This window comes from Dietzia sp. KRD202 (assembly GCF_017168155.1).
Lineage (GTDB): Bacteria > Actinomycetota > Actinomycetes > Mycobacteriales > Mycobacteriaceae > Dietzia > Dietzia kunjamensis.
The window spans coordinates 220,262-246,332 of record NZ_JABFAN010000016.1; the positions used below are offsets into that span (position 1 = coordinate 220,262).

A 26,071-nucleotide genomic window follows, 5' to 3' on the forward strand; every position below is an offset into this window, starting at 1 on the left:
GAACAGCCCTCGGGGGCCGGGCGGGGTCGTCAAGACCTCACACCCGGCCCCCGAGAGTATTTGCACCACCCCGCCCGTCACCACCCGTCACCCGGAGGAGTCCCCACCATGTCGAGATTCATCGACCGCGTAGTGCTCCACCTCGCAGCGGGGGACGGCGGCCGCGGCTGCACCTCGGTGCACCGCGAGAAGTTCAAGCCCCTCGGCGGCCCCGACGGCGGCAACGGCGGGCACGGCGGCGACGTCGTCCTCGTCGTGGACCCCCAGGTCCACACCCTGCTCGACTTCCACTTCCGGCCCCACGCCCGCGCGGGCCGGGGCCAGCCGGGTATGGGCGCCAACCGCAACGGTGCCCAGGGCGCCGACCTCGTGTTGTCGGTGCCGCCCGGCACCGTCGTGCTCGACGAGGACGGCGAGGTGCTGGCCGACCTCACCGGCGTCGGCACCCGCTTCGTCGCCGCCGAGGGTGGCAAGGGCGGTCTGGGCAACGCCGCCCTGGCCTCCCGGGCCCGCAAGGCCCCCGGCTTCGCGCTGCTCGGCGAGCCCGGCGAGGTCCGCGATCTCACGCTCGAGCTCAAGTCCATGGCCGACGTCGGACTGGTGGGCTTCCCGTCCGCCGGGAAGTCCTCCCTGGTCTCGGTTCTGTCGGCGGCCAAGCCCAAGATCGCCGACTACCCCTTCACCACCCTGGCACCCAACCTCGGCGTGGTCTCGGTCGGCGACGACACCTTCACCATCGCCGACGTCCCCGGCCTCATCCCCGGGGCCAGCGAGGGCCGGGGCCTGGGTCTGGACTTCCTGCGTCACATCGAGCGCACCGCCGTGCTGGCCCACGTGGTGGACTGCGCGAACCTCGAGTCCGACCGGGACCCGATCTCCGACGTGGACGCCCTCGAGGCCGAGCTCGCCGCCTACCGGTCCGAACTCACCGACGCCGGGATCGGCGACCTGGCAGACCGCCCCCGCGTGGTCGTGCTCAACAAGATCGACGTGCCGGACGCCGCCGACATGGCGGAGATGGTGCGCGAGCACTTCGAGGCCAAGGGGTGGCCGGTCTATGCGATCTCCGCGGTGGCCCACAAGGGGTTGGACGAGCTGCGGTACGGCCTGTACGAGTTGATCAAGGCGCACCGTAAGGCCAACCCGCCCGCCGCGCCCGAGCGGATCGTCATCCGCCCCAAGGCGGTGGACGTCGAGGAGTTCCGCGTCCGCCCGGATCCCGCCGACCGCGGCGCGTTCATCGTCACCGGGGCCAAGCCCGAGCGGTGGATCCGTCAGACCGAGTTCGACAACGACGAGGCCGTGGGCTTCCTCGCCGACCGGCTGGCCCGGATCGGGGTCGAGGAGGCGCTCATCAAGGCCGGCGCCACGGAGGGCTGCACCGTCACCATCGGTGACGTCTCGTTCGAGTGGGAGCCGCAGACCCCGGCCGGCGTCGACCTCATGCGCACCGGGCGTGGCACCGACATCCGGCTCGAGTCCGACGAGCGGATCGGCGCCACCGAGCGCAAGTACCGCAAGCGGGTGCGCCGCGGCCTGATCGACCCGGACGAGGAGATCCTGGAGTGACCACGGAGCGGGAGTTGCGCCGTCGTATCGGCGCGGCCCGCCGCGTGGTGGTCAAGATCGGCTCGTCGGCCATCACCAGTTTCCACGGCGGGATCCGGCGGGCCGAACTCGACGCACTCGCCGACGTCTGCCAGTCGCGGATGGCCGCGGGGTCGGACGTCTTCGTCGTCTCCTCCGGTGCAATCGGCGCCGGCATGGCGCCACTGGGGATGACCACCCGCCCCGGCACCCTGTCCGCGAAGCAGGCCGCGGCCAGCGTCGGACAGCTCGAGCTGGCGCGCGCGTGGGGCGACTCGTTCGCCCGCTTCGACCGGGTGGTGGGCCAGGTGCTGCTCACGGCCGCCGACATCGGGCGGCGGGACAGCGCCGCCAACGCCCAGCGGACCCTCGACCGCCTGCGCACCCTGCACGCGGTGCCGGTGATCAACGAGAACGACACCGTGGCCACCAACGAGATCCGGTTCGGTGACAACGACCGGCTCGCCGCGTTGGTCGCGCACCTCATCAGCGCCGACGCCCTCATCCTGCTCTCGGACGTCGACGCCCTGTACGACTCCGACCCGCGCAAGGGCGGGGCCAGCGCGGTGACCATGGTCGGCGGCGAGGGCGACCTCGACGGCGTGATCGCCGGTGCCGGCGGTGCCCTGGGGACCGGCGGCATGGCCTCCAAGCTCGCCGCCGCCCGTCTGGCCGCGGACGCGGGCATCCCGGTCCTGCTCACGGCCGCGGAGCTGGCGCCGCAGGCCCTCGCCGCCGACCCGACGGTGGGCACGGTCTTCGCGGCCCGGCCCGAGCGGATGACCGCCCGGCGCTTCTGGGTCCGGCACGCCGCGGACGCCCGCGGGGCGGTCCTGCTGGACGACGGAGCGGTCCGAGCGGTGACCGGCTCGCGACGCTCCCTGCTACTGGCCGGGGTGACCGGGGTGGACGGGCTGTTCCACTTCGGCGACGTCATCGAGATGCACGACGTCGACGGCCGGGTGGTCGCCCGCGGGATCGCGCAGTACGACTCAGTCGAGGTCCGCGCCCGGCTGGTCGACCGGGCGGCGGGCGGCACCGGCTCCGGTCAGGGGCGCCCGTTGGTGCACGCCGACGACCTCGTCCCGGTCTGACCAGCGCTGGTCCGACCACCGACCCCGGTCGGCCCGCGCTCAGCCTTCCGTGACGGTCCCCTCGGTGTGGACCGGGGTGACGGTCCCCTCCTCGAGGTTGTAGATCGCGCCGACGATCGCGGTGCGGCCCTCGGTGATCGCGCGGTCGACGACGGCCGACTTCTGCCGGATCGCGGTGACGGTGTGGCGGACGTTCTCCACCACCACGTCGTCGTACCCGGCGTCCGGGTCGCGCCGCGCCTCGAACACGGCCGGCGAGATCCGCTCGACCACGTCGCGCAGGTACCCGGACGGGGTGGAGTGCGTGTCGATGGCGGTGATCGTGGCGCCCACCGCGCCGCACGAGGTGTGTCCCAGGACCAGGGTCAGCGGGATGTTCAGGGCCTCGATCCCGAACTCGATCGACCCGAGCACCGACGAGTCCACGATGTGGCCGGCGTTGCGGATCACGAACAGGTCGCCGAGCCCCTGGTCGAAGACGACCTCGGCGGGGACGCGGGAGTCCGCGCAGCCGAACACCTGCGCGAACGGATTCTGCTGGCCGGCGAGCTCGGTGCGCCGAGAGGGGTCTTTGTGCTCGTTGAGGTTCTCCCCGGCCACGTAGCGGGCGTTGCCGCGGAGTAGTCGGGCCAGTGCGGTCTCCGGTGTCTTTGCGATCTGCATGGCCCTATTTTGCTCCTCGACGCTCACCCGTGGTGCGGCAGGGCCGCATCTGTCAGCTCGAGGACCTCCACGCAGTCGCCGTCGATCGTCAGGGTGGCCTCGTCGTGCGCGCGGGTGCGGCCGCGGTTGACCACCGCGACGGGCGTGCCGGTGGTCACCGCACGCCGTACGAACCGGTATCCGGAGCGGACGGTCAGGGAGGAGCCGACGACGACGACGAGGTCCGACCCGTCGACGAGCGCGTTGGCCTCCTGCACGCGATGCGCGGGGACGTTCTCGCCGAAGTAGACGATGTCCGGTTTGAGGACTCCCGAACAGGCCCGACAGTCGACCATGCGGAAGTCCGAGGTCTCGGCCAGGACGGCGTCGGCATCCGGCGCCACCTCGATCGCGCCGCGGGAGGTCACGCGTTCGATGAAGCCGGGGTTGAGGCGTTCGAGCTGTTCGTGCAGCGCCCACCGGCTCTGCCGCAGGCCGCAGCCCAGGCAGATGACCACGGCGTAGGTCCCGTGCAGGTCCACGAGCCGGCGGTTGCCCGCCTTGAGGTGCAACAGGTCCACGTTCTGGGTGATCACCCCGGTGACCAGGCCGCGACGCTCCCAGTCGGCGAGCAGGAGGTGCGCGGCGTTGGGTCGTGCGGCCTCCATGTGCCGCCAACCGAGGTGGTTGCGCGCCCAGTAGTGCCGACGGAACGCGGGGTCGCCCACGAACTGTTGGAACGTCATCGGGGTCCGGCCGGGCGAATCGGGGCCGCGATAGTCGGGGATGCCCGACGGGGTCGAGATGCCGGCGCCGGTGAGCACCACCGCCCGCCGGCCCCGGAGGAGTTCGGCGAGTGCGGCCGCGCGGTCGGGCAGGTCCGGGTCCGCCTCCGTGCGCTCGGCCGGCGTCCAGGCGGTTTCGCGGATCCTGACCATCTAGAGGCCCCCGGGCCCCGAGGGGTCGTGCGCGCACACCACGTCGAGGGTGTCGTGGCGACGCCGGGCCAACCCGGCGAGCCTGGCGTGCGTCAGGGACACCGCGCCCGGTTCCAGGGCCAGGGCGCGTTCCAGGACGGGGATCGGCCGGGGTACCCGACCCGTCGGACTGATCTGCCCCCGGTGGTAGAAGGCGTCCCCGGCGTGGAGGAGGTCCTTGTCGTCGTCGTCGTCGTCGTCGTCACCGCCACCGGGCACGAACACCCCGGCGTGACCCACCGCGTGGCCCGGCAGGTCCACCAGCATCATCCCCTCGGCGACGTGGTCCAGGGGGTGCGCCCGGAAGCCCTCCCACCGGTCGGTCCCGTAGGAGTACTCGACGAACCGCGGCCCGTGCGACCACTGGGGGCGGCGGTACCGGCGGCGCTCGACGAACCGCGGCGTGCGCACCGCCCACGTCAGCGCCTGGGCGGCGACGTGCACCTGCGCGTCCGGGAAGTCGGCGAGCCCACCGATGTGGTCGGCGTCCATGTGGGTCAGCACGATGTGCCGCACGTCCCGCGGATCCAGGCCCAGCGTCTCGATGCGGCGGACCGCGGTCTCGCCGGTGCGCAGCGCCGGGCGCAGCGCGTGACGCATCGCACCGAGGCGGCCGGCCGGATCGGCGATGTCCTGCAACCCGATCCCGGAATCCACCAGCACGAGCCCGTCCGGGGCCTCCACGAGCAGCACGCGCGTCGGAACGAGGCCCCCCATCGTGCCGCAGTTGAGCTGGTGGATCCGCATGGGAGAAACGGTACCGACCGACGGTAGGGTGCGTGGCATGGCCGCAGGTGGAGTGCTCGATCCACGACCGGTGGTACGCGTCGAGCGGCAGCGCGACGGGGGCGTGGACGAGCGGGTCGATCCCGTGTCGGCCGGGGCGGGGCGGTGGCCGTACTCGATCCCGGCGGTGGCCCAGCTGTTGCGCGAGGGACTCGAACTCGACGACCTCACCGTGCTCGTGGGGGAGAACGGCGCCGGCAAGTCGACGATCGTCGAGGCCGTCGCCATGGCGTACGGGCTCGGCGCCGAGGGCGGGTCGGTCAACGGCCGTGACGTCACCTGGGAGTCGGAGTCCCCGCTGCACGACTCACTGCGGCTGGTCCGGGGCGGGGGCGCGCCGAAGTGGGGCTACTTCCTGCGCGCCGAGACCATGCACGGCATGTTCACCTACCTGCAGTCCTCCGGCCCGGAGCAGGACTTCCACTCCCGCAGCCACGGTGAGGCGTTCTGGGACATCGTCACCACCTCGCGGTTCTCCGGCGGCGGGTTGTTCGTGCTGGACGAGCCCGAGGCCGGACTGTCCTTCGACGCCCAACTCCGACTGGTCGCCCTGCTGCTCGAGCTGGCCGACCGGCGCGGGGCGCAGGTGCTCATGGCCACCCACTCGCCGATCCTCGCTTCGGTGCCCGGCGCCGCGGTGTACGAGCTCTCCGACGCCGGGATGCACCGCACCCGGTGGGAGGATCTGGCGATGGTCGACCACCACCGGCGCTATCTCGACGCGCCGGAACGGTATCTGCGCCACCTGCTGGAGTGACCGGGCACACTGGGGCGCATGAGCCGCTCTGAGTCCCGATCGCACCGCACCACCGGCGAGGCCCGGCCCGTCCACCCCGTCTACCCGGAGTGGCAGCCGCCGTCGGCGTCACGGGCGGCCAACACCGGACCGCTTCCCGCGCCGGAGCCGGGCTTCACCCCGGACGTGATCGTCGTGGGGCACGGTCTGTCCGGACTGGTCGCCACCCACGAGGCGACCCGCGCGGGCAAGAAGGTGCTCGTGGTGGACCAGGAGAACGAGAAGAACCTCGGCGGTCAGGCGTTCTGGTCGCTGGGCGGCCTCTTCCTGGTCGACACACCCGAGCAGAAGCGGATCGGGATTTCCGATTCGCTCGAGTTGGCGTGGCGGGACTGGCTCGGCTCCGCCGGCTTCGACCGGCCGGAGGACCACTGGCCGCGGCAGTGGGCGCGTGCCTATGTCGAGTTCGCCGCGGGGGAGAAGCGGCGGTACCTCCACGACCTGGGCCTGCGGATCATCCCCACCGTCGGCTGGGCCGAGCGCGGCGGCGGCGATGTGGCCGGGCACGGCAACTCCGTCCCGCGCTTCCACGTGACCTGGGGGACCGGGCCCGAGGTGGTGCGGGTGTTCGAGGAACCCGTCCTGGAGGCCGCCCGGGCCGGGCTCGTGCGCTTCGCCGTACGTCACCGGGTCGACGAGATCGTGGTCGAGGACGGTCGCGCCGTCGGCGTGCGAGGAGCGACCCTCGTGCCCTGCGACCACGACCGGGGTGTGGCCTCCCCGCGCGAGGAGACCGGCGCGTTCGAGTTCCGGGCCGGGGCGGTGCTCCTCGCCTCCGGCGGTATCGGCGGCAACCCCGACCTCGTTCGTCGGTACTGGCCCGCGGACCGGCTCGGCGACGCTCCCGAGCGCCTGATCCTGGGGGTGCCCGAGCATGTGGACGGCCGGATCCTGGAGATCTCCGCGGTGGCCGGGGCCAACCTCATCAACCGGGACAGGATGTGGCACTACACCGAGGGCGTCGAGCACTACGCGCCCGTGTGGCCCTCGCACGCGATCCGCATCATCCCCGGGCCGTCCACCCTGTGGCTGGACGCGAACGGCGACCGGATGCCGGTACCGCTGTTCCCGGGGTTCCACACCACGGCGTCCATCGAGGCCATCCGCCGCACCGGCCGGGACTACTCCTGGTTCATCCTCGACTCCGCCATCGCCGGCAAGGAGTTCATCCTCTCCGGGTCCGAGCAGAACCCGGAGCTCACGGACAAGAGCATCAAGAAGTTCGCCTCCAAGGCCGGAAGCGGACTGCCGCCGTCGATCGCCGAGTTCGCCGAGAAGGGCGTCGACTGGGTGGTCGCGGACACCCTCGAGGAGATGGTCGCCGGCATGAACTCGCTGCTGCGTGACGGGGAGCCGGAGCTCGACGTGGAGCGGGTGCGCGAGTTCGTCCTGGCGATGGACGGGCAGATGGACAACCCGTTCGCCAAGGACGCCCAGGTGCAGGCCATCCACAACGCCCGGCGCGTCCTCACCGACAAGCTCACCCGGATGGCCAAGCCACACCGGCTGCTCAGGGACTCGGGGCAGGGCACGGGCTCGGCGGCCGGCTCCGGCGGCCCGCTCATCGCGGTCAAGGTGCACCTCATGACCCGCAAGACGCTCGGCGGCATCGAGACGACCCTCGACTCCCAGTGCCTGACCCCCGGCGGCGAGCCCTTCCCGGGCCTGTACGCGGCGGGCGAGGTCGCCGGCTTCGGCGGCGGCGGCGTGCACGGGTACAACTCGCTGGAGGGGACGTTCCTCGGCGGGTGCATCTTCTCGGGGCTCAAGGCGGGCCGGGCGATGGCGCGGGAGGCCTGATCGGCGCGGGAGGCCTGATCGGCGCGGGCGGCCGCGAGGAGCGCACGCTCTCCGCGGCGAGGATCGGTATCGCCGGCGCGGCGGTCGTCGGCGTCGCCTTCGGCATGGCGCGGTACGTCTACGGGCTCACCCTGCCCGACATCCGCCGGGACCTCGGTCTGCCGGAGCTGGTGCTCGGGCTCGTCGCCAGCGCCACGTTCGTCGGCTACCTGGCCGGCCTGCTGCTCGCGGGCCCCCTGGCGGCCCGGCGTGGACCGCGCGCACCGACCACCGTGGGCGGGGTCTGCGGCGCGCTCGGTGCCGCCATCGTGGTGACCGCGCAGTCGCCGTGGCTGCTCGCGGTGGGCGCGGTGCTGGCCGGCAGCGCGGGTGGCTGGGTCTGGGCGCCGTACTCGGACATCGTCACCCGGACGGTGACCGCCCGCCACCAGCCCAGGGCCCTGGCGATGATCACCACCGGCACGGGCGTCGGGCTGATCGCCCTGGGCGGGCTGGCCGTCCTCGCCGTCCAGGGATCCTGGCGTCTGGTGTGGGCGATTGCGAGAACTGTGGGCGGACGGCTGGCGAGACGGCGGGATCGACTGGGTGAGGGACATCGCCGAGCGTCTCCCGCCCGCCGTCGTCGCGAAGCTCATGGGGCTGCCGCCACAGGATGCCGACCGACTGTGGGAATGGGCGTTCGCCAGTACCAGGATGTTGGACGGGATGGTCACGGCCGACGAGTTCGACGACTCGCTCCGGTCGGCCGGGGAGCTGGTCGACTACCTCTCGGCCGCGGTGACCGGGGCGGAGGCCGGACAGGGCGCCTCGGTGCTGGGGGCACTCGCCCGTGAGCTGGAGCGTGGCGAGATCTCCCACGACGCCGCGGTGCAGGTCCTGGTCCAGCTCGTGGCGGCGGGTATCGAATCCACCGTGGGCCACCTGGGCACGCTGGTGTGGCGCCTGGGGCAGCACCCCGAGCACCTCGACACACTCCGGTCGGACCCGGGGCGCCGCTCGCCGTTCATCGAGGAGACACTGAGAACGGATGCGCCCTTCCGGGGGCATTACCGCCACGTCACCACGGACACCGAACTCGGCGGGACCGCTCTCCCCGCGGGCACCCACCTCTTCCTCCTGTGGGGTAGCTCCAACCGGGACCCCCACCGGTTCGGGGATCCGGACCGGTTCGGACCGGACCGCGATGAGGGCTCGCACCTGTCGTTCGGGCGCGGCATCCACTTCTGCCTGGGTGCGGCCCTGGCGCGCATGGAATCCCGCGCCGCACTCGACTTCCTCCTCGATCTCGGAGGGGACCTCGAGATCGACGTCTCGCAGACACAATGGCACCAGAGTCTTCTGGTCCGTCGCCTCCGAAGCCTCCGACTCACCGTCTGAACCGGCGGTCCTCGGCGAACGGGCCACGCGAGGGCGCTCAGCCGTCGCGGGCCACCCCTTCCGTGGAGCCAACCTCGTCCGCCCCGCGCGCCCCCGCCTCGACTCGCCGCTCCCGCGCCTGTCTGCGCCCCCGCAGCACACCGAGTTCATAGGTGGCCAGGACGATCAGCCACAGGGCCGTGATGGGGATGACGAACCAGAGCATGGCGGCGCTGAACGGATCCAACGCGTCGTGGTCGGCCGCCTGCAGCACCACGTAGACGACATACGCGGCGTAGAAGCCGGTGAAGAGCAGTCCCTCCCACCGCTTGATCGCCATACCGGTGAAGGCGATCGGGAGCAGGGCCAGCGAGACGGCGAGCATGATCGGCAGGTCGAAGCGGACGGCCCCGGGGGCGACGTCGATGGGCGTGATGAGCGAGGTCATCCCGAGAACGGCACCGATGTTGAACATGTTGCTACCGACGATGTTGCCGATGGCCAGGTCCCGTTCACCGCGGATCGCCGCCACCACGCTCGTGGCGAGCTCCGGCAGCGACGTCCCGACCGCCACCACCGTGAGACCGATGACCAGGTCACTCATTCCCCATGCCGACGCGAGATCACTCGCCGCCGCGACGAGTAGTCGCGCGCCGACCACCAGCAGAGCCACACCGACGACCACGAAGACGCTGCTGACCAGAACCGGGTGTGACGACGCGACGCCGGACGACCGCGTCTCGCCCGCGCTGGCGCCACCCGCGTCGCCATCACCCGCGCCGTCGACGGCGGCGTCGCCACCACCGGGGCCGTCAGCGACCGGGTCCTCCGGTGCCGCGGCGACCCGGCCTCCATCCTGCTTGCGCGAGATGACGATCGTCGCCACCACATACGCCACGAGGCCGGCGAACAACAGCAGACCGTCGAGGAAGCTGATCGTGCCGTCGAGTGCCACCAGCAGCGCGACCACCGAGAACAGCACCATGATGGGGATGTCGACCCGCACGATGCGGGACGTCGCCACCAGCGGGGCAACGATCGCTGTCAGACCCAGGATGAGCAGGATGTTCGCGATGTTGCTGCCCACCACGTTGCCGACGGCCAACCCCGGGTATCCGCTCAGCGCGGCGTCGACGCTCACCGCGAACTCCGGCGCGGAGGTGGCGAAGGCGACGACGGTGAGTCCCACCACCAGCGGGGAGATCCCGAGGGTCGTGGCCAGACCGCCGGCGCCTCGCACCAGCACTTCGCCGCCGCCGATGAGCAGGACGAATCCCACCGCGAGGGCGAGTACCGTGAGGGCGCTCATGACGGGTCCGACCGGATCGTGGTGAACCCCGGCCCGGCCGACGGTGACGGTCTCGTTGCGTTACCCATGGGTCGATGATCCCGTGCCGGACTCCGGTATGTCGATGCGCGGGCGGCGACCTCCCTGGACATCACACCCAGCCGCACATCACACCTAGCCGGCTGCGGCCACGGCCAGGGGCAGGACGGCGGGGACCCCGGAGGAGCGGAGATGCCTGGCCGCCTCGGTGATCGTCCACCCCGTCCCGAGCAGGTCGGTGACCAGGAGGACGGGGCCCTCGGACGGCGTCGACGGGCCGGAGAACGTGCCCCACAACTGAGCCACGCGGTACGCGGAGTTCTGGGCCGTCACCGCGGGCAGGGCCGGATCGCGGGAGATCTCCCCGAGGTGTTCCATGCGACCCATCTGAGCCAGGGCATGCGCGAGGGTGGTGACCAGCTGCGGGTGCTCGCCGGTGAGGAGGGCGGCGACGCCGGTGGGCCGGTCCGCCCAGCCCCACTCGCGGAGGACGGGAATACACGCGCGGGCGAGCCATTCCGGGGCGTCCTGATCGGGCTCGGCGAGCAGGGCGCGCAGCTTCTGGCCCAGGCCGAGATCGGTCAGGCGGGCCAGAGCCCGGCCCTCGGCGGGGCCGTCGGCGATCTTGCCCTTGAGCGGGACGTCGAGCTTGGCGAGGCCGGTGGGCCACTGGCGGCGGGGCGGCAGGACCACGCCGGGCCGTTCGAGGGCGTCGCGGGCGCGGGTCAGGGAGCCGGAGTCGACGTCCGTGGTGCGGCGCTGGCCCGTGCAGTTGTCGCAGCGACCGCAACCGCCGGAGGCCGGGTCGAGGGTGGGGTCGTCGAGCTGGCCGCGGAGGAACTCCATGCGGCAGGACACGGTGCGCTGGTATTCCAACATCGCCTGCTGCTCGGACTGCCGTGCCTCCGCCAGCCCCGCGTACCGCTCGGCGTCGTAGTGCCACGGCCGCCCGGTGGCCACCCAGCCACCCCGGACGCGCTGGACCGCGCCGTCGACGTCGAGGACCTTGAGCACCATCTCGAGCCGATTGCGGCCGAGGTCGACGGCGGGTTCGAGCGCCTGCGTGCTCTGCGGTCGATCGGGCTCCAGCGCGTCGAGGACCCGCCGCACCACGTCCTCGGGCGGGAACGCCAGGGAGGCGAAGTGGTTCCAGATCGCGCGGTCCTCGGGCCCGGGAAGCAGGACCACCTCGGCGCGGTCGGCGGCACGTCCGGCGCGGCCGATCTGCTGGTAGTACGAGATGGGGGAGGGCGGGGCACCCAGGTGGACCACGAAGCCCAGGTCCGGCTTGTCGAAGCCCATGCCCAGCGCGGAGGTGGCGACCAGGGCCTTGACCTCGTTGTCGAGCAGCGCGCGCTCCAGCTCCTCCCGTTCACCCCCGTCGGTGCGGCCGGTGTAGGAGCTGACCCGGTGCCCGGCCGAGGTGAGTAGTTCGGCCATGTCCTCGGCCGCCGCGACGGTGAGGCTGTAGATGATGCCGCTGCCCGGCAGCGACTCGAGGTTCTCGACGAGCCAGGCGGCGCGCTTCTCCGAGTCGTCGATAGCCACCACCGACAGCCGCAGCGACTCGCGGTCCAGTCCGCCTCGCAGGACGAGGGTGTCCTCCGAGGCGGACTCACCGACCCCGAGCTGCTGCGCGACATCGCGGACCACCCGGTCGTTGGCCGTGGCCGTGGTGGCCAGGACCGGCACGCCGTGGGGCAGATCGGCGAGCAGGGTGCGGATACGCCGGTAGTCCGGCCGGAAGTCGTGACCCCAGTCCGAGACGCAGTGGGCCTCGTCCACCACCACGAGGCCGGCTTCCGCAGCGAGCGCGGGCAGGACCGTGTCCCGGAAATCGGGGTTGTTGAGACGCTCCGGGCTCACCAGCAGCACGTCGACCTCACCGGCCCGGACCGCCGAGCGGACCTCGTCCCACTCGGTCATGTTGGCCGAGTTGATGGTGGCCGCCCGCACCCCGGCCCGGGCGGCGGCCTCGACCTGGTTCCGCATGAGCGCGAGCAACGGCGAGACGATCACGGTGGGGCCCGACCCCAGCTCGCGGAGCAACCGGGCGGCGATGAAGTACACCGCCGACTTGCCCCAGCCGGTGCGCTGGACCACCAGCGCGCGTCGCCGGTCCGCCACCAGGGCCTCGATGGCGACCCACTGGTCCTCGCGCAGGACGGCGCCCGGGCCGGCGAGGGCGCTGAGCAGTTCGTCGGCGCGGGCCCGGAGGGCGGCCCGGTCCCCGGTGGCCAGGTCGTCGGATGTGGGACGGTCCGCTGTCGAGGTCATGGGCCCATCGTGCCCCACCGCTCCGACAGCTCACCTGCGGAGCGGAGCCCGGGAGCGTTTACTCGGTCCCGTGACCAGTGGTGGGCAGGGAATCGCGGGGCAGGTCGAGCGGGCGACGGACCGACTGTCGCGGCGGCGGGTCGGGGTCGTGATGGCTGCCGGGCCACCGGGCGGTGTCCACACCGCCACCCGCGGGGACACCGGTCGGGGCGCCACCCCGGACGCCCACACGCTCTTCGAGATCGGCTCCATCACGAAGGTGTTCACCGCCCTTCTGCTGGCCGACGGTGTCGTCCGGGGGCAGTGGCGGCTGGACACCCCGGTCCGGGACCTGCTCCCCACCGGCACGGACCTGCCGGGTGGTGACGACGACCCGATCACGCTGCAGCACCTCGCGACCCACACCTCCGGGCTCCCCAGGACGCCCGGCCGGCTGGGGCTCCGGGAGAACCTCGCCTACGTGCGCACGGGTGCGGATCCCTATGCGGACCTCACGGAATCGGACGTCCTCGCCGGACTCCGTGGCCTCCGCCCGCGTCGGCACCCGGGGCAGGGCACGCCGAAGTACTCGAATCTCGGCTTCGGCCTTCTCGGCATCGCGATGACCAGCGCGACCGGGGCCGACTTCGGAGCGCTCGTCCGCGACCGGATCTGCGGACCACTGGGCATTCCCGACACCGTGACCGAGGATGAGATGACCGACGAGCAGCGGCGCCGAACGGCCCTCGGGCACCGCAGCCGCCACCGCGGCGCCGAACCGTGGCCGCTGCACGGAATGCCGGGCGCGGGAGCGCTGCGCTCCACGGCGACCGACATGACGCGATTCCTCGCCGCGCACCTCGACCCGTCGACCACCGACCTCGAGGCCGCCGTCCGACTCACGCAGGCCACGCCGCCGTCGGGTCCGGGACGGATGGGGCTCGGGTGGCATCGCGCCGGCCCGGGCACCCTGTGGCACAACGGCGGCACCGGCGGGTTCCGGTCGATCGCCGTCGTCGACACCGTCGGCGGGACCCTCGCGGTCACCCTCGTCAACCAGACCAGGGGAGCCGATCTGCCCACCTTCCGACTCCTCCGCGCCATCGGCCCGTGACCACCGCGTTCCGCCGGCCCGGCGGCGGCCGACCTCGTCGTCGTCGTCCTCCGCGACGCATGTCGCTCCCTGCGGCCATACTGGGCCGCATGGCTCAGACATGGAAGCAGATCGTGGAGGCCGACCCCGAGCACTCCCGGCGGTACGCCCGGCGGTGGGACGACATGGTGGCCGAGGGAGTGGACATCGACGGCGAGGCGCGGCTGATCGACGCGATGGTCCCGCGCGGTGCCCGGATCCTCGACGTGGGCTGTGGTCAGGGGCGCACCGGCGCCTACCTGCACTCGCGTGGTCACCGTGTCACCGGCGTCGACCTCGACCCCCACCTGATCGAGCGGGCGCGAGAGCTGTGCCCGGAGGCGTCGTGGGAGGTCGCGGACCTGGCCGACGAGGGCTGGCCCCGCGGGCCGTTCGATCTCGCCGTGTCGGCGGGCAACGTCCTGGCCTTCGTCGACCCCGCCGACCGCGGCACCGTGCTGACCAACCTCGCCGCGCGCCTCGCCACGGCGGACGAGGGCACCGAGGGGAGGGCCGGCCGCCTGGTCGTGGGCTTCGGGCTCGACCGGGGCTGGACCCGGGAGGAGTTCGACCGCGACGCCGACCGCGCCGGGCTGCGGGTGCAGCAGCGCTGGTCGACGTGGGACCTGCTGCCGTTCGACGGCGACAGCGGCTTCATGGTCACCGTCCTCGTGCGCAGCGACGGGGCCGCCTCGTGAGCTCCGCGGCGTGGACCGTCGACGACCTGCCCGACCTGACCGGGAAGACCATCGTGGTCACGGGCGGCACCAGCGGCATCGGGAAGGAAGCCGCGCGTGAACTCGCGCGCCGGGGCGCCCACGTCGTGCTCCCGTCCATTACCCGCGCCGAGGGGGAGGCGGCGGCCGCGGAGATCGGCGGCTCCACCGAGGTCCACGAGCTGGACCTGAGTGACCTGCACGCCGTGCGGGAGTTCGCGAGCTCGTACACGGACCCCGTCGACATCTTGTTGGACAACGCCGGTCTGATGAGCAAGACCCGGCGGGAGACCGCCGACGGCTTCGAGCTGCACCTGGGGGTCAACGTCCTCGCGCCGTTCCTGCTCACCGAACTCCTGCTGCCCCGAATCCGGGAGCGGGTGGTGATCACGGCCTCCATGGCCCACGCCAAGGGGCGGATCGACTTCGCCGACCCCCACTTCCGACAACGCCCCTACTCGATGGCGGCGGCGTACGCCCAGTCGAAGCTGGCGTGCATGCTCTGGGGCCTCGACCTGCAGAACCGGCTCGCCGCCGCGGGCTCCGCGGTGGACGTGCAGCTCGCGCACCCCGGTTTCGCCGCCACCTCGATCCTCGACCCGACCCCGTTCCCACCGGTCAACGCCGTGCTCAATCTGCTCGGCCGGCGGATCGTGCCCACGGCCGCCGATGGGGCACGCCCGCTGCTGTACGCGGCGACGGAGGATCTGCCGCCGGCGTCGTACATCGGACCGACGGGTTTCCGACAGATCGCGGGCCCGCCCGGACCCGGCGAGCGATCGGGCCCGGCCGGGGATCCCGATCTGGCCCGCCGATTCCGGGAGTTCGCCGTGCGCGAGACCGGGGCCGTCCCGACGGTCTGACTCGTCGGAAGTGGCCCCGCCGGCCGCATCGGTAAGCTGGAACGCATGACAGCCAGCCACCTCGACGCTTCCGACCTCACTGGCCAGACGGACGCCGGGCCGACTGCGGACCCGACCCGCGACGCCGTTCACGACGCCGCCCGCCGGGCCCGGTCCGCCTCGCGCGAACTGGCCCTGCTCACCGCGGACCGCAAGAACGCACTGCTGCAGGCGGCCGCCGACGCCCTCGTGGTGGCGGAGTCGACGATCCTCGAGGCCAACGCCCGGGACCTCGCCGAGCAGTCCGAGGCCGGTATGGGCGAGGCCATGCTCGACCGGCTGAGGCTCACCGCCGAGCGGATCGAGGGCATCGCCGGCGGCCTGCGTCAGGTGGCCGGTCTGGCGGACCCCGTCGGCACTGTCACGCGTGGCTCGACCCGCCCCAACGGGCTGCAGTTGCGACAGGTCCGGGTCCCGCTCGGGGTGGTCGGGATGATCTACGAAGGTCGCCCCAACGTCACCGTCGACGCGTTCGGGCTCGCCTTCAAATCGGGCAACGCAGCACTGCTGCGGGGGTCGCGCTCGGCCCGCAACTCCAATGAGGCGTTGGTCGAGGTGCTGCGCGGTGTCCTCGCGGAGCACGGCCTGCCCGTGGACGCGGCCCAGCTCCTGCCGTCCGGTGACCGGTCGTCGGTCACCCACCTCATCCAGGCGCGCGGTCTGGTGGACGTCGTCATCCCCCGCGGCGGCGCTGGTCTGATCCAGACCGTGGTGGAGAACGCCAAGGTCCCGGCCATCGAGACCGGCACCGGCAACTGTCACCTCTACATCCATGGAGACGCGGACCTGGACGAGGCCATCAGCCTGCTGCTCAACGGGAAGACCCGTCGCTGCAGCGTCTGCAACGCCACCGAGACGGTGTTGCTCGATTCCGCCCTCGGCGACGCGGCCGTGGACCGCGTCGTGGGGGCGTTGAGGACGGCCGGCGTCACCGTCCACGGCGACCGCGAGGGCCTCGTCCCCGCCGACGACGTCGACTGGGGCGAGGAATACCTCAGCATGGACATCGCGCTCAAGGTGGTCGACGGGGTGGACGAGGCGATCGAGCACATCGACCGCTGGTCCTCCGGACACACCGAGGCCATCTCCACCCGCAGCATCGACGTGGCAGACCGGTTCTGCGCCCGCGTCGACGCGGCGGCGGTGATGGTCAACGCCTCCACCGCCTGGACCGACGGGGAGATGTTCGGCTTCGGCGCCGAGATCGGTATCTCCACCCAGAAACTCCACGCCCGCGGCCCGATGGGGCTCGAGGAACTGACCAGCACGAAGTGGATCGCCCACGGCAAGGGGCACGTGCGGCCGTAGAGGCACTTGCGCCCGCGCCGCCCGCCGGCCCGCCACCGACGACCCCGAACCGAAAAGGACCCACCCGATGGACCGAGCCCGCACCGCCCAGCGACCCGCATTCGAGAGCATCGACCACGTCATCGAGGCCCTCGGTGGACAGGGGTACCTGGCCGACCGATCGACCGCGGCGGTGGTCTACCTCGCCGACCGGCTGGGCAAGCCGCTGCTCATCGAGGGCCCGGCCGGTGTCGGCAAGACGGAGTTGTCGAAGGCCGTCGCCGCCGCCACGGAGGCCGAACTCATCCGCCTGCAGTGCTACGAGGGCGTGGACGAGGCCCGTGCGCTCTACGAGTGGAACCACGCCAAACAGATCCTGCGGATCCAGGCCGGGCAGGGCGAGGGGTGGGACTCCACGCGTGATGATGTGTTCGCCGAGGAGTTCCTGCTGTCCCGGCCGTTGCTCACCGCCATCCGGCGCAGTGAGCCCACCGTCCTGCTCGTCGACGAGGTGGACAAGGCCGACATCGAGATCGAGGGGCTGCTGCTGGAGGTCCTCAGCGACTTCGCGGTGACCATCCCCGAGCTCGGCACCATCGAGGCCTCCCGACGCCCGTTCGTGGTGCTGACCTCCAACGCGGCCCGCGAGCTGTCCGAGGCGCTCAAGCGGCGGTGTCTCTACCTGCACCTGGACTTCCCGACGCCCGAGCTGGAGCGCAAGATCCTGGCCTCGAGGGTGCCCGAGCTGGACGACCGGCTGGCCGAGCAGCTCGTGCGCGTGGTGGGCGTCCTGCGCGCGATGGCGCTGAAGAAGGTGCCGAGCGTGTCGGAGACGATCGACTGGGGTCGCACCCTCGTGGCGCTGGGCCTGGACACCATCGACGACGAGGTCGTCCTGCAGACGCTCGGCGTGGTGCTCAAGCACCAGTCCGACCAGCTGCGCGCGGCCGCCGAGCTCCGGCTCAACTAGGGCCGTGGGTGACAGGGAGGTGGGTGGAATGACCGACAGGGCCCCGGGCGGGATGTCCGGTCACCTCGTCGACTTCGTCGACGCACTGCGCCGCAAGGGCATCCCCGTCGGCCCGAGCGAGGCCGTGGACGCCGCCGCGGCGATGGTGCACGTCGACCTGCTCGACCGCGCCGCGCTGCGCGAGGCGCTGGCCTCGACGATCCTGCACAAGTCCACGCACCGTGGGGTGTTCGACCAGCTCTTCGACCTGTGGTTCCCGGCCGCCGTGGGGTCCCACACCGCGGGCGACGCGGTGACGCTCGAGGTGGAGATCCCGACCGACGACGACGGCAAGGTGGATCCGGACGCACTGAACGAGCTCATCGCGTCGCTCCTGCTCGAGGACACCGAGGAGTCGCGGGCCAAGGCCCGGGCGTTGGCGGAACTCCTGGTCGAGCAGCTCGGGTCATACGACTCGGTGAACGGACCGCGCTACTCCGCCTACCAGGCACTGAGCCCGCTCGACACCAACTCGATCATGCAGCGGATCCTGGACGGGCTGCTCGGCGCCGACCCCTTCGACCCGGACGGTTCCCAGCGGCACGCCGAGAAGACCGCGGCCGCCAACTCGGCCGCCGACCTGGTCCGCGGCTTCCTGCGGGAGGTCGCCGACGAGACCCGCCGCCGTACCGCCGAGACCGTGGGCCGCGACCGCGTCGCACAGTACGCGGTGGGACCCGCGGCCGAACAGGTCGACTTCCTGCGGGCCAACGACCAGGACCTGCAGGCACTGCGCCGCAGGGTGGGGCCACTGGCCAGGCAGCTGGGCAGCCGCCTGGCGGCCCGCCGGCGTCGTCACCGGCACGGTGCGATCGACATGCGCAAGACCATGCGTCGGTCCATGTCCACCGGCGGCGTGCCCGTCGAGTTGGTGCTGCGCAAGCCCCGCCCGGCCCGGCCGGAGCTGGTCGTGCTGTGCGACGTGTCCGGCTCGGTGGCCGGGTTCAGCCACTTCACCCTCCAGTTGGTGCACTCGCTCCGTGAGCAGTTCTCCCGGGTGCGGGTGTTCGCGTTCGTCGACACCACCGACGAGGTGACCTCGTTCTTCGAGACCGGGTCGGACCTCGGCTCCGCGATGAGCCGGATGGTCCGCGAGGCCGAGATCGTCACCTATGACGGTCACTCCGACTACGGTCACGCGCTGGCTGGCTTCGCGGACCGGTACGCCCACACCCTGACCAGGACGGGGTCGCTGCTCATCCTGGGGGACGGCCGCAACAACTACCGGGATCCGTCCGTCGAGGCACTCGAGTTCGTCAGCGAGCGGGTGGGACACACCCACTGGCTCAACCCGGAGCCCAAGCGGCAGTGGGGGACCGGCGATTCGGCGGCCAGGCTGTACTCCCAGTACGTGCCCATGCACGAGTGCCGCAACGTCGAACAGCTCACGACGGTCGTCGCGAGCCTGCTCCCCGTGTGAGTGATAGCGACGGCGGGGCGCGGCAGACGGCCGGGCGTCACCCCCGACCGATAGACTCACCGACCATGACCACGACGGGGACCACCGACGGCGCTCGGCGCCGCATCGGAGTGATGGGCGGGACCTTCGACCCCATCCATCACGGTCACCTCGTCGCGGCCAGCGAGGTCGCGCACCGGTTCGGTCTCGACGACGTGGTGTTCGTCCCCACGGGCGAGCCGTGGCAGAAGCGGGGCCGGGAGGTGTCCCCGGCCGAGGACCGCTATCTGATGACGGTCATCGCCACGGCCTCCAACCCGCGCTTCTCGGTCAGTCGCGTCGACATCGACCGCGACGGGCCGACCTACACGCTCGACACGCTCAAGGACCTGCTGCGCCAGCACCCGGACACCGATCTGTACTTCATCACGGGCGCCGACGCACTGGAGAAGATCCTCACGTGGCGCGGGTGGGAGGAGATGTTCGACTTCGCCACCTTCGTCGGGGTCTCCCGGCCCGGGTTCGAACTGTCCGACACGCACCTCACCGAGATCAGGGACGGGCGTGTCTACCTGCTCGAGATCCCCGCACTCGCCATCTCGTCCACGGAGTGCCGCCGCCGGGCGGCCGAGGACGCGCCCGTGTGGTACCTCGTGCCGGACGGTGTCGTGCAGTACATCGCCAAACGCAACCTCTACCGACCCGAGGGCTCGACCCGCCTGGACGGCACCCTCGCAGCGACGGCCCCGGTACACCGGGTGCCCGTCCCCACCGAACCCCACCCCGAGGAGAATCCCCAGTGACCGCAAGCCCCGAGGCCCTTGAGATGGCCGCCATCGCGGCCCGCGCCGCCGACGACAAGCTGGCGACCGACATCGTCGTCATCGACGTCTCCGGCCAACTCATCATCACCGACTGTTTCGTCCTGGCGTCCGCCGACACGGAGCGGCAGGTCAACTCCGTCGTCGACGAGATCGAGGACAAGCTGCGCGAGGCCGGTCACAAGCCGCTGCGTCGCGAGGGCACCCGCGAGGGCCGGTGGGCGCTGCTCGACTACAACGAGTTGGTCGTGCACGTCCAGCACGTCGACGAGCGTGACTACTACTCGCTCGACCGCCTGTGGAAGGACTGCCCGGTCGTCGAGATCGAGGGCGTCGAGACGTCGCGACGGCCCGCTGACGACGCCGGCAACGCCGACGACTCGCTCGCGCCGGAGGAGCCACAGCGGGATCAGGAGCTCTGAACCACCCGGTGACCCGACGTCTCATCCTCCTGCGTCACGGCCAGACGCACTACAACGCCTCGTTGCGGATGCAGGGACAGCTGGACACCGAGCTCAGTGAGCTGGGTATCCGGCAGGCCCATGCCGTCGGCCGCGTGCTGGCACCCCGTCGCCCGTGGACGATCCTGTCCTCGGACCTGCAGCGGGCGCACGAGACGGCGAAGGCGTTGGCCACCGAGGTGGGATTGGACGTCCGCACCGACCCCAGGCTGCGGGAGACGCACCTGGGGAGCTGGCAGGGCATGAGCCACTCCGAGGTCGACGGGCAGTGGCCCGACGCCCGGGTCCGGTGGCGCAGCAGCCCCCGGTGGTCGCCGCCGGAGGGGGAGAGCCGTCTGGACGTGGCGCGACGGACCCGAGAGGTCGTCGACGAGTTGGTCGAGTCGTCGCCCGACTGGAGCGAGCACCCCGCCGTGATCGTGGCCCACGGCGGCGCGATCGCGGCCCTCACCGCGTCGCTGCTCGAGTTGCCGGTGGAGCAGTACTCGGTGTTCAACGGGTTGGGCAACACGTGCTGGGTGCAGCTGTCGGCGCATGTCCGCCCCGAGGGCACGGCCGCGCAGCCTCCCGAGCCCGAGGTCGGCCCCACCACCGAGGCCGCCCGAGGTGTGCTGTGGCGCCTGGACCAGTGGAACGCCGGCATCACGCCCCCGGTGGGCTCGTCATGACGATCCGCCTGGTCACCGACTCGAGCGCCGACCTGCCGGCCGAGTGGGTCCGCGGGTTCGGCATCACGGTGGTGGGTCTGCACGTCGTGGAGGAGAACGACCGGGCGGTGTCCACGGCCGCGGTCACGCCCGACGAACTGGCGGAGATCTACGAGGAACTGCTCGCGGATCCCGACTGCACCGGCGTGGTGTCGGTGCACCTGTCCCGCGAGCTCTCGCGTACCTGGCAGTCGGCGGCCGATGCCGCGACCAGATTCGGGGGCCGGGTGCTGGTCTCGGACTCCCGCGGGGCGGGCATGGCGTTCGGGGCCGCCGTCGCCCAGTGCGCGTGGGCGGCGGGAAGCGGGCTCGGTCTGTCCGCGACCTACGAACTCGCCGAGCGGCTCTGCCGGGGCGCCTCGACGTACGCCGCCCTGGAGTCACTCGAGAGCCTGCGCAGAGGCGGCCGGATCAGTGCGCTCGCCGCGCTCTTCGGAAGCGCCCTGGCAATGCGCCCGGTGATCGTGTTGCGTAACGGATCGGTGGACCTGGCGGCCAAGGCCCGCACCACCACCAAGGCGCATGCGCGGCTGCGGTCCCTGCTGCGCGACGACGTGGCGCGCGGTGACGTGCTGGTGGTGGTCCACCACCACCAGGCGCGCGAGCGGGCCGAGGAAATGGCCACCGAGATCCGCAAGGAGACCCAGTTCCCGGAGCGGGTCATGATCGTCGAATTCGACGAGGTCCTCGCCTGGCACCTGGGGCCGGGAACAGTGGGTGTCTCTGTGACGGACCTGGTCGACACCGAATTCCCCATCCTTCCCCCCTCTCCACAGCCGGCGGACTAACGACCGCGATCAGGGCCGCCGCGGGGGTTCTGGCGGGCTAGCTTCGCGCCATGCGAACCGAGACCCCGGCACGATCCGGCGGCCCCGTCGACTCCCACCGGGACCCTGCGCGGGCGGCCGCCCTGCACCGACTCGCCAGCGCCCTCTCGCCGCCGGTTCCCGACCGGCCGACCTCGGTGCCGTGGGCCGACCTCGACCCCGCGGGTGACCGACCGGAGCGGATCCCGCCGCAGCATCCGGATGTGGACGCCTGGGCCGATCCGCCGTGGTGGGGTCGCATCCGGTGGGCGCCCGACCGGCTCGCCGGGATCGCCCTGGTGGTACTCGTGCTGGGTCTCGGCGCGTTCTCCGTGCACCGACTGATCTCCTCCGTCCCCGAAGGGCCTGCGGTGCCCGACCTCCCGTTGGCGGAGGTGGGGGAGACCGTTACCGAGGCCGCTGACGAGACCGGCGCCTCGCACCGGCCCGCCCCGCCGTCCCCGGGGTCGGTACCCGGGGAGGCGGTTCCCGCCGGGGAGCCGGTCGTCGTCTCCGTCGTCGGGCTGGTCGGCCGCAGTGGACTGGTCACCCTCGCGCCCGGCGCCCGGGTCGCCGACGCGCTCGACAGTGCGGGAGGTGTCCTGGAGGGCGGGGACCGGGACGGGCTCAACCTGGCGCGCAAGGTCACCGACGGCGAACAGATCCTCGTCGGGTCAGCCCCCGGCCCGGACGGGTCGGGAGGTCCGCGCAGCGACATCATCGGACCGGGCCCCGGCCCGGGGCAGGAAGGACCGGGGGCCGGCGCGCCCCCGCCTCCACCGGGTCCGGGTGGAGGCGGGGGGTTGATCGACCTCAACACCGCCGACGCCGCGGCGCTCGAGTCGTTGCCCGGTGTCGGGCCGGTGACCGCGTCGTCGATCCTGGCGTGGCGGGCCGCGAACGGGTCGTTCTCCGGCGTCGACCAGCTCGTAGAGGTCGACGGGATCGGGCCGGCGACCCTGGCACGGCTCCGGCCGCTGGTCACGGTGTGAGCGACCCGGTCGACACGTCACGGCGCCGGATTCCGGCGGCGCGCGATCTGCGGCTGGTCGTGCCGACGCTCGCGGTGTTCGCGGCCACGGCTGCGACGGGCGAGGCCCGACCGGCTCTCGCCGCCGCCGTCGCGGTGGTGTTGGCGGCGGCCGCGGTGGTCGCCGCACTGTGGTCCGTCGGCGGGTCGACCGGTTCCACGCAGGGGGTGCGCGAGCGTCTCGACCGCACCGCACTGGGCGTCCTCGCGCTGGCGTGCGCGACGGGTGCGGTCGCGGCGGGGGTGCAGGCCGCCCGGGTGCACGCCCTGGCCGCGCACCCGCTGAACGATCTGGTGGGAGCGCGCACAGGCGTACAGGCGGTGGTGACCGGGTTCGACCGGCCGATCCGCGGCGGTGGGGTGGTGGTGCCGGTCCGGGTGGAGTCCACCGGGTCGGGGAACTCGATGCGCGAGGCCGAACTCGACGTGGTGGTGCTCGCCCGCGACGGCTGGAGGGGGCTCCCGCCGGGGACCCGGGTGGAGACTTCGGTGGCGGTGGTGGAGCCGCGGTCGGCGGGGGAGCCGCCCGCGCTCCGCGCGCTGGTGCCGCCCCGCGTGACGGGCCCACCCGGATGGTCCGGACGGGTCCCGGCGGCGGTGAGGGAGCGGCTCCGGCAGGTGTCCGGCCGCGCGCTCGAGGGAGAGGCCGCAGGGCTGCTCCCGTCCTTCGTCCTGGGCGACGAGGGCGGGGTGTCCACCCGGACCCGGGAGGAGTTCCGGGCGGCCGGGCTGGCGCACCTCGCCGCGGTCTCGGGTGCTAACACCACCTACGTCGTGGGTGCGGTCCTGCTCGCCGCGGCGGCTCTCGGGGTCGGGCGGCGTGGGCGGATCCTGGCCGCGGGACTCGCGCTGGCCGGATTCGTGGCCGTGGTCGGCCCGGAACCGGCCGTCCTGCGCGCCGCCGGCACCGGGGCCATCGGTCTGGCGGCACTCGGCGCCCACCGCACCGGCCGCCCGCTGGCCGCGCTGGCGGCGGTGGTGCTCGTCGTCGCCCTGCTCGATCCCGCCACGGCCACCGGCACCGGCTTCGTCCTGTCCGTCACCGCGACCGCCGCCCTGGTCCTGGCGGCGAGGCCGGTGGCCCAGCGGATCCGTCGACCGTGGATGCCCGGGCCGGCCGCCGACATCCTGGCGGTGTGCGTCGTCGCCCACCTGGCGACGTTGCCGGTGCTCGTGGCCTCGGGCCTGGGTCAGGGGCCGTGGGCCCTGCCCGCGAACATCGCCGTCGCCCCGGCCGTCCCGCTGGTCACCGTGCTCGGCACCGCGGCGGCCGCGCTCGGCCCGGTGTGGGAGAGCGGTGCGGTCCTGCTGGCCGCGGCCTGCGCCCCCGCATTGTGGTGGCTCGAGACCGTCGCCGGCATCGCTGCCGGGCTGCCGGGCTCGCCACCCGTCATGCCCGGGTGAGCAGTTCCTGGTCGCGCACCAGGTCGAGTGACAGCGTCCGATAGCCCTGTTCCTCGAAGAACACGGTGAGCCGGTCGTCGTCGACGCTCATGACGATCCCCGAGCCCCACTCACGGTGCACGACCGCGGACTGCAGGGGGAAATCCGCCGCGTCGTGGGTGAGGTCGACCGCGGTGCCGGCGTCGCAGGTGTCGCAGTTCCCGCACGGGTCCGCGAGCTCCTCACCGAAATACCCCAGAAGGAACTGGCGACGGCACCCGTCGGTCTCGGCGTATCCGCGCATCATCTCGATCCGCGAGCGATCGATCCGCTCGAACGTCTCCGACGTCTCCTCGGCCCGCCGGACCGCCTCCTTGGGCCGCACGTCCTCCACGAGTCGCAGGCCCTCCCGCCCGGACTCGACGACCGCCGCCGCCTCGAGGAGATTGACCGCCCCCGTGACGCGCTTTCCGCCGAAGTCCAGCGACTTCCTCAACCGGGTCAGCCGCACCGGGCCGTCGGCCCGGCGGAGGTGCGTGATGACCACCCGGATGACCTCCTCGTCGGCGCTGTGCGACGAGAAGAAACTCCGCAGGCCCAGGTCCTCGCTGCGGTAGTGGAGTTCGATCGTCGCCGGCTCGCGGTCGCGGCCGGCCCGTCCCGCCTCCTGGTAGTACGTGTCGAGTGAGTCGGGGATGTCGGCGTGCAGGACGAACCGCACGTCCTCCTTGTCGATCCCCATCCCGAACGCACTCGTCGCCACCACCACGTCGAGGTCACCATCGAGGAAGGCGCCCAGCGTCTCCTCGCGGTCGGCCGACTTCTGGCCGGCGTGGTAGGCACGCACCCTCATCGGCCGATCCGAGTCGGCCGCTCGTGCGGCGATGCGCTCGGCGTACTCCTCGGTGGACCGGCGGGTGGCGGTGTAGACCAGTCCGGGGCCGCCGAGTTCGACGGCCCGCTCCACGACCGCGTCCTGTTTGCCGTCGTCCTCGACGTGCCGTCTCACCGCGAGGTGCAGTTCCGACCGGTCGAATCCTCCGGCCAGCACCAGGGCGTCGGACATGGCGAGCCTGTCGACGATCTCCTCGCGGACCGGGGTCGAGGCGGTGGCGGTGAGCGCGATGACGGTCGGCGACCCCATCCGGTGGCGGGCGGCGTCCAACCGCAGGTAGTCGGGGCGGAAGTCGTGGCCCCAGGCGGAGACGCAGTGCGCCTCGTCGACCACGAGGAAGCTCGGCTCGGCGGCACGGAGCCGGTCGAGCACCTCTCGTTTGGCCAGTTGCTCAGGGGTGAGGAACACGAAGTGGACGCGCCCCGCGACGACCTCGTCCCAGGCCTCCGCCTGCTGTCGCACGCCCATCGAGGAGTTGATCGCCAGCGACCGGGTGGGCGCGGAATCCGCGAGCGAGTTCAGACCCTCGCACTGGTCGCTCTGCAACGCGATGAGCGGTGAGACCACCACACACGGGCCGTCCGCCATGATCCCGGCGAGCTGGTAGATCGCCGATTTGCCGTAGCCGGTGGGCAGCACCGCCAGCACGTCGCGGCCTCCCACCGCCGCCTCGATCGCCTCGGCCTGCATCGGGCGCAGGTCGTCCCAGCCGAACACGCGGCGCGCCACCTCGTGGGGATCGGTGGCCTCGGCCTGGGTCGTCGTCACCAGTGCGTCCTCTCTATCCGCGGTCGGGCTGCCCGCGGTGGGATGGTCCCGGACCGTCGAGCGTATGCGCACTGGGCGGTGTGCTCCCACCGCACGCGCCCCCGACCGGTCGCGGGGCACCTGCCGCCGCGCCT

General features: G+C 72.4%; 23 protein-coding genes and 1 pseudogene. 18 read left to right on the forward strand and 6 right to left on the reverse strand.

Annotated features, from left to right (window positions below; all coding sequences use genetic code 11):
• The first annotated feature begins 108 nt into the window (after nucleotides 1-108).
• Together obgE and proB are read left to right on the forward strand one after the other, a co-directional pair.
• The gene (gene obgE, locus J1M64_RS11695; RefSeq protein WP_067719726.1) at nucleotides 109-1,569 is read left to right on the forward strand and encodes a GTPase ObgE; all 1,461 of its coding nucleotides are present in this window, start codon (nucleotides 109-111) and stop codon (nucleotides 1,567-1,569) included.
• Nucleotides 1,566-2,681 carry a glutamate 5-kinase gene (proB, locus tag J1M64_RS11700; protein WP_096905781.1) on the forward strand — a complete coding sequence of 372 codons (1,116 nt, stop codon included), beginning with the start codon at nucleotides 1,566-1,568 and terminating at the stop codon, nucleotides 2,679-2,681. The genes obgE and proB overlap by 4 nt, the downstream gene beginning before the upstream one ends.
• A gap of 39 nt (nucleotides 2,682-2,720) precedes the next feature.
• Here proB and J1M64_RS11705 read toward each other — a convergent pair whose 3' ends face one another.
• Genes J1M64_RS11705 through J1M64_RS11715 form a run of 3 tightly spaced genes read right to left on the reverse strand, consistent with a single transcriptional unit; the run spans nucleotide 2,721 to nucleotide 5,047 of the window.
• On the reverse strand, nucleotides 2,721-3,344 hold the full coding sequence (locus tag J1M64_RS11705) for a carbonic anhydrase (protein WP_185951448.1): 624 nt from the start codon (nucleotides 3,342-3,344) through the stop codon (nucleotides 2,721-2,723).
• A 23-nt stretch (nucleotides 3,345-3,367) separates the two neighbouring features.
• Nucleotides 3,368-4,261, reverse strand: a complete 894-nt coding sequence (locus tag J1M64_RS11710; protein WP_206474246.1) for a Sir2 family NAD-dependent protein deacetylase — start codon at nucleotides 4,259-4,261, stop codon at nucleotides 3,368-3,370.
• The gene (locus tag J1M64_RS11715; RefSeq protein WP_206474247.1) at nucleotides 4,262-5,047 is read right to left on the reverse strand and encodes an MBL fold metallo-hydrolase; all 786 of its coding nucleotides are present in this window, start codon (nucleotides 5,045-5,047) and stop codon (nucleotides 4,262-4,264) included.
• 37 nt (nucleotides 5,048-5,084) lie between these two features.
• On the opposite strand from J1M64_RS11715, the gene J1M64_RS11720 reads away from it, so the two are divergent.
• The 4 genes and pseudogenes from J1M64_RS11720 (at nucleotide 5,085) to J1M64_RS20400 (ending at nucleotide 9,059) form a co-directional block, all read left to right on the forward strand.
• A complete protein-coding gene (locus J1M64_RS11720) occupies nucleotides 5,085-5,843 on the forward strand; it encodes an AAA family ATPase (protein WP_241261443.1) in 759 nt (252 codons plus the stop codon).
• Between the two features lie 18 nt (nucleotides 5,844-5,861).
• Nucleotides 5,862-7,682: an FAD-binding dehydrogenase gene (locus tag J1M64_RS11725; protein ID WP_241261444.1), complete on the forward strand. Its 1,821-nt coding sequence runs from the start codon at nucleotides 5,862-5,864 to the stop codon at nucleotides 7,680-7,682.
• A 104-nt stretch (nucleotides 7,683-7,786) separates the two neighbouring features.
• Nucleotides 7,787-8,164 (forward strand): annotated as a pseudogene (locus tag J1M64_RS20395) (MFS transporter); the annotation flags it as partial.
• A 103-nt stretch (nucleotides 8,165-8,267) separates the two neighbouring features.
• Nucleotides 8,268-9,059 carry a cytochrome P450 gene (locus tag J1M64_RS20400; RefSeq protein ID WP_307872427.1) on the forward strand — a complete coding sequence of 264 codons (792 nt, stop codon included), beginning with the start codon at nucleotides 8,268-8,270 and terminating at the stop codon, nucleotides 9,057-9,059.
• Between the two features lie 37 nt (nucleotides 9,060-9,096).
• On the opposite strand, the gene J1M64_RS11740 is transcribed toward J1M64_RS20400, so the two are convergent.
• Together J1M64_RS11740 and J1M64_RS11745 are read right to left on the reverse strand one after the other, a co-directional pair.
• The gene (locus J1M64_RS11740; RefSeq protein WP_206474249.1) at nucleotides 9,097-10,347 is read right to left on the reverse strand and encodes a calcium/sodium antiporter; all 1,251 of its coding nucleotides are present in this window, start codon (nucleotides 10,345-10,347) and stop codon (nucleotides 9,097-9,099) included.
• 153 nt (nucleotides 10,348-10,500) lie between these two features.
• Entirely contained in the window at nucleotides 10,501-12,642 is a 2,142-nt protein-coding gene (locus tag J1M64_RS11745; RefSeq protein ID WP_206474250.1) for an ATP-dependent DNA helicase RecQ, read from the reverse strand.
• Nucleotides 12,643-12,712: 70 nt separating this feature from the next.
• Between J1M64_RS11745 and J1M64_RS11750 the strand changes: the two genes are divergently transcribed.
• The 12 genes from J1M64_RS11750 (at nucleotide 12,713) to J1M64_RS11805 (ending at nucleotide 24,295) form a co-directional block, all read left to right on the forward strand.
• Complete coding sequence (locus tag J1M64_RS11750) at nucleotides 12,713-13,735, forward strand: serine hydrolase (RefSeq protein ID WP_206474251.1); 1,023 nt, start codon at nucleotides 12,713-12,715, stop codon at nucleotides 13,733-13,735.
• A gap of 89 nt (nucleotides 13,736-13,824) precedes the next feature.
• Entirely contained in the window at nucleotides 13,825-14,451 is a 627-nt protein-coding gene (locus J1M64_RS11755) for a class I SAM-dependent methyltransferase (protein ID WP_206474252.1), read from the forward strand.
• Nucleotides 14,448-15,332 carry an SDR family NAD(P)-dependent oxidoreductase gene (locus J1M64_RS11760; RefSeq protein WP_119192816.1) on the forward strand — a complete coding sequence of 295 codons (885 nt, stop codon included), beginning with the start codon at nucleotides 14,448-14,450 and terminating at the stop codon, nucleotides 15,330-15,332. The genes J1M64_RS11755 and J1M64_RS11760 overlap by 4 nt, the downstream gene beginning before the upstream one ends.
• A 45-nt stretch (nucleotides 15,333-15,377) precedes the next feature.
• Complete coding sequence (locus tag J1M64_RS11765) at nucleotides 15,378-16,679, forward strand: glutamate-5-semialdehyde dehydrogenase (RefSeq protein WP_206474253.1); 1,302 nt, start codon at nucleotides 15,378-15,380, stop codon at nucleotides 16,677-16,679.
• A gap of 67 nt (nucleotides 16,680-16,746) precedes the next feature.
• The gene (locus tag J1M64_RS11770) at nucleotides 16,747-17,628 is read left to right on the forward strand and encodes a MoxR family ATPase (protein ID WP_206474254.1); all 882 of its coding nucleotides are present in this window, start codon (nucleotides 16,747-16,749) and stop codon (nucleotides 17,626-17,628) included.
• A gap of 28 nt (nucleotides 17,629-17,656) precedes the next feature.
• The gene (locus J1M64_RS11775; RefSeq protein ID WP_120286303.1) at nucleotides 17,657-19,087 is read left to right on the forward strand and encodes a VWA domain-containing protein; all 1,431 of its coding nucleotides are present in this window, start codon (nucleotides 17,657-17,659) and stop codon (nucleotides 19,085-19,087) included.
• Nucleotides 19,088-19,152: 65 nt separating this feature from the next.
• Nucleotides 19,153-19,869 carry a nicotinate-nucleotide adenylyltransferase gene (gene nadD / locus J1M64_RS11780; protein ID WP_069389021.1) on the forward strand — a complete coding sequence of 239 codons (717 nt, stop codon included), beginning with the start codon at nucleotides 19,153-19,155 and terminating at the stop codon, nucleotides 19,867-19,869.
• Nucleotides 19,866-20,309, forward strand: a complete 444-nt coding sequence (gene rsfS / locus J1M64_RS11785) for a ribosome silencing factor (RefSeq protein WP_067719684.1) — start codon at nucleotides 19,866-19,868, stop codon at nucleotides 20,307-20,309. The genes nadD and rsfS overlap by 4 nt, the downstream gene beginning before the upstream one ends.
• Before the next feature lie 8 nt (nucleotides 20,310-20,317).
• Nucleotides 20,318-21,016 (forward strand): histidine phosphatase family protein, encoded by a 699-nt coding sequence (locus J1M64_RS11790; protein WP_206474255.1) that lies wholly within the window; start codon nucleotides 20,318-20,320, stop codon nucleotides 21,014-21,016.
• Nucleotides 21,013-21,843 (forward strand): DegV family protein, encoded by an 831-nt coding sequence (locus J1M64_RS11795; RefSeq protein ID WP_206474256.1) that lies wholly within the window; start codon nucleotides 21,013-21,015, stop codon nucleotides 21,841-21,843. The genes J1M64_RS11790 and J1M64_RS11795 overlap by 4 nt, the downstream gene beginning before the upstream one ends.
• A gap of 50 nt (nucleotides 21,844-21,893) precedes the next feature.
• Nucleotides 21,894-22,853 carry a ComEA family DNA-binding protein gene (locus tag J1M64_RS11800; RefSeq protein WP_206474257.1) on the forward strand — a complete coding sequence of 320 codons (960 nt, stop codon included), beginning with the start codon at nucleotides 21,894-21,896 and terminating at the stop codon, nucleotides 22,851-22,853.
• On the forward strand, nucleotides 22,850-24,295 hold the full coding sequence (locus J1M64_RS11805) for a ComEC/Rec2 family competence protein (RefSeq protein ID WP_206474258.1): 1,446 nt from the start codon (nucleotides 22,850-22,852) through the stop codon (nucleotides 24,293-24,295). The genes J1M64_RS11800 and J1M64_RS11805 overlap by 4 nt, the downstream gene beginning before the upstream one ends.
• Here the strand turns inward: J1M64_RS11805 and J1M64_RS11810 are convergent.
• The gene (locus J1M64_RS11810) at nucleotides 24,282-25,937 is read right to left on the reverse strand and encodes an ATP-dependent DNA helicase RecQ (RefSeq protein WP_206474259.1); all 1,656 of its coding nucleotides are present in this window, start codon (nucleotides 25,935-25,937) and stop codon (nucleotides 24,282-24,284) included. The two genes, J1M64_RS11805 and J1M64_RS11810, sit on opposite strands and share 14 nt — an antisense overlap.
• Nucleotides 25,938-26,071: the final 134 nt, after the last annotated feature.

What these genes read in the sequence shown, in the direction of transcription:
- obgE (WP_067719726.1), top strand. Translation starts at nt 109, where the DNA reads ATGTCGAGATTCATCGACCGCGTAGTGCTCCACCTCGCAGCGGGGGAC.
- J1M64_RS11705 (WP_185951448.1), bottom strand. Translation starts at nt 3,344, where the DNA reads ATGCAGATCGCAAAGACACCGGAGACCGCACTGGCCCGACTACTCCGC.
- J1M64_RS11710 (WP_206474246.1), bottom strand. Translation starts at nt 4,261, where the DNA reads ATGGTCAGGATCCGCGAAACCGCCTGGACGCCGGCCGAGCGCACGGAG.
- J1M64_RS11715 (WP_206474247.1), bottom strand. Translation starts at nt 5,047, where the DNA reads ATGCGGATCCACCAGCTCAACTGCGGCACGATGGGGGGCCTCGTTCCG.
- J1M64_RS11720 (WP_241261443.1), top strand. Translation starts at nt 5,085, where the DNA reads ATGGCCGCAGGTGGAGTGCTCGATCCACGACCGGTGGTACGCGTCGAG.
- J1M64_RS11725 (WP_241261444.1), top strand. Translation starts at nt 5,862, where the DNA reads ATGAGCCGCTCTGAGTCCCGATCGCACCGCACCACCGGCGAGGCCCGG.
- J1M64_RS11740 (WP_206474249.1), bottom strand. Translation starts at nt 10,347, where the DNA reads ATGAGCGCCCTCACGGTACTCGCCCTCGCGGTGGGATTCGTCCTGCTC.
- J1M64_RS11745 (WP_206474250.1), bottom strand. Translation starts at nt 12,642, where the DNA reads ATGACCTCGACAGCGGACCGTCCCACATCCGACGACCTGGCCACCGGG.
- J1M64_RS11755 (WP_206474252.1), top strand. Translation starts at nt 13,825, where the DNA reads ATGGCTCAGACATGGAAGCAGATCGTGGAGGCCGACCCCGAGCACTCC.
- J1M64_RS11765 (WP_206474253.1), top strand. Translation starts at nt 15,378, where the DNA reads ATGACAGCCAGCCACCTCGACGCTTCCGACCTCACTGGCCAGACGGAC.
- J1M64_RS11770 (WP_206474254.1), top strand. Translation starts at nt 16,747, where the DNA reads ATGGACCGAGCCCGCACCGCCCAGCGACCCGCATTCGAGAGCATCGAC.
- J1M64_RS11775 (WP_120286303.1), top strand. Translation starts at nt 17,657, where the DNA reads ATGACCGACAGGGCCCCGGGCGGGATGTCCGGTCACCTCGTCGACTTC.
- nadD (WP_069389021.1), top strand. Translation starts at nt 19,153, where the DNA reads ATGACCACGACGGGGACCACCGACGGCGCTCGGCGCCGCATCGGAGTG.
- J1M64_RS11795 (WP_206474256.1), top strand. Translation starts at nt 21,013, where the DNA reads ATGACGATCCGCCTGGTCACCGACTCGAGCGCCGACCTGCCGGCCGAG.
- J1M64_RS11800 (WP_206474257.1), top strand. Translation starts at nt 21,894, where the DNA reads ATGCGAACCGAGACCCCGGCACGATCCGGCGGCCCCGTCGACTCCCAC.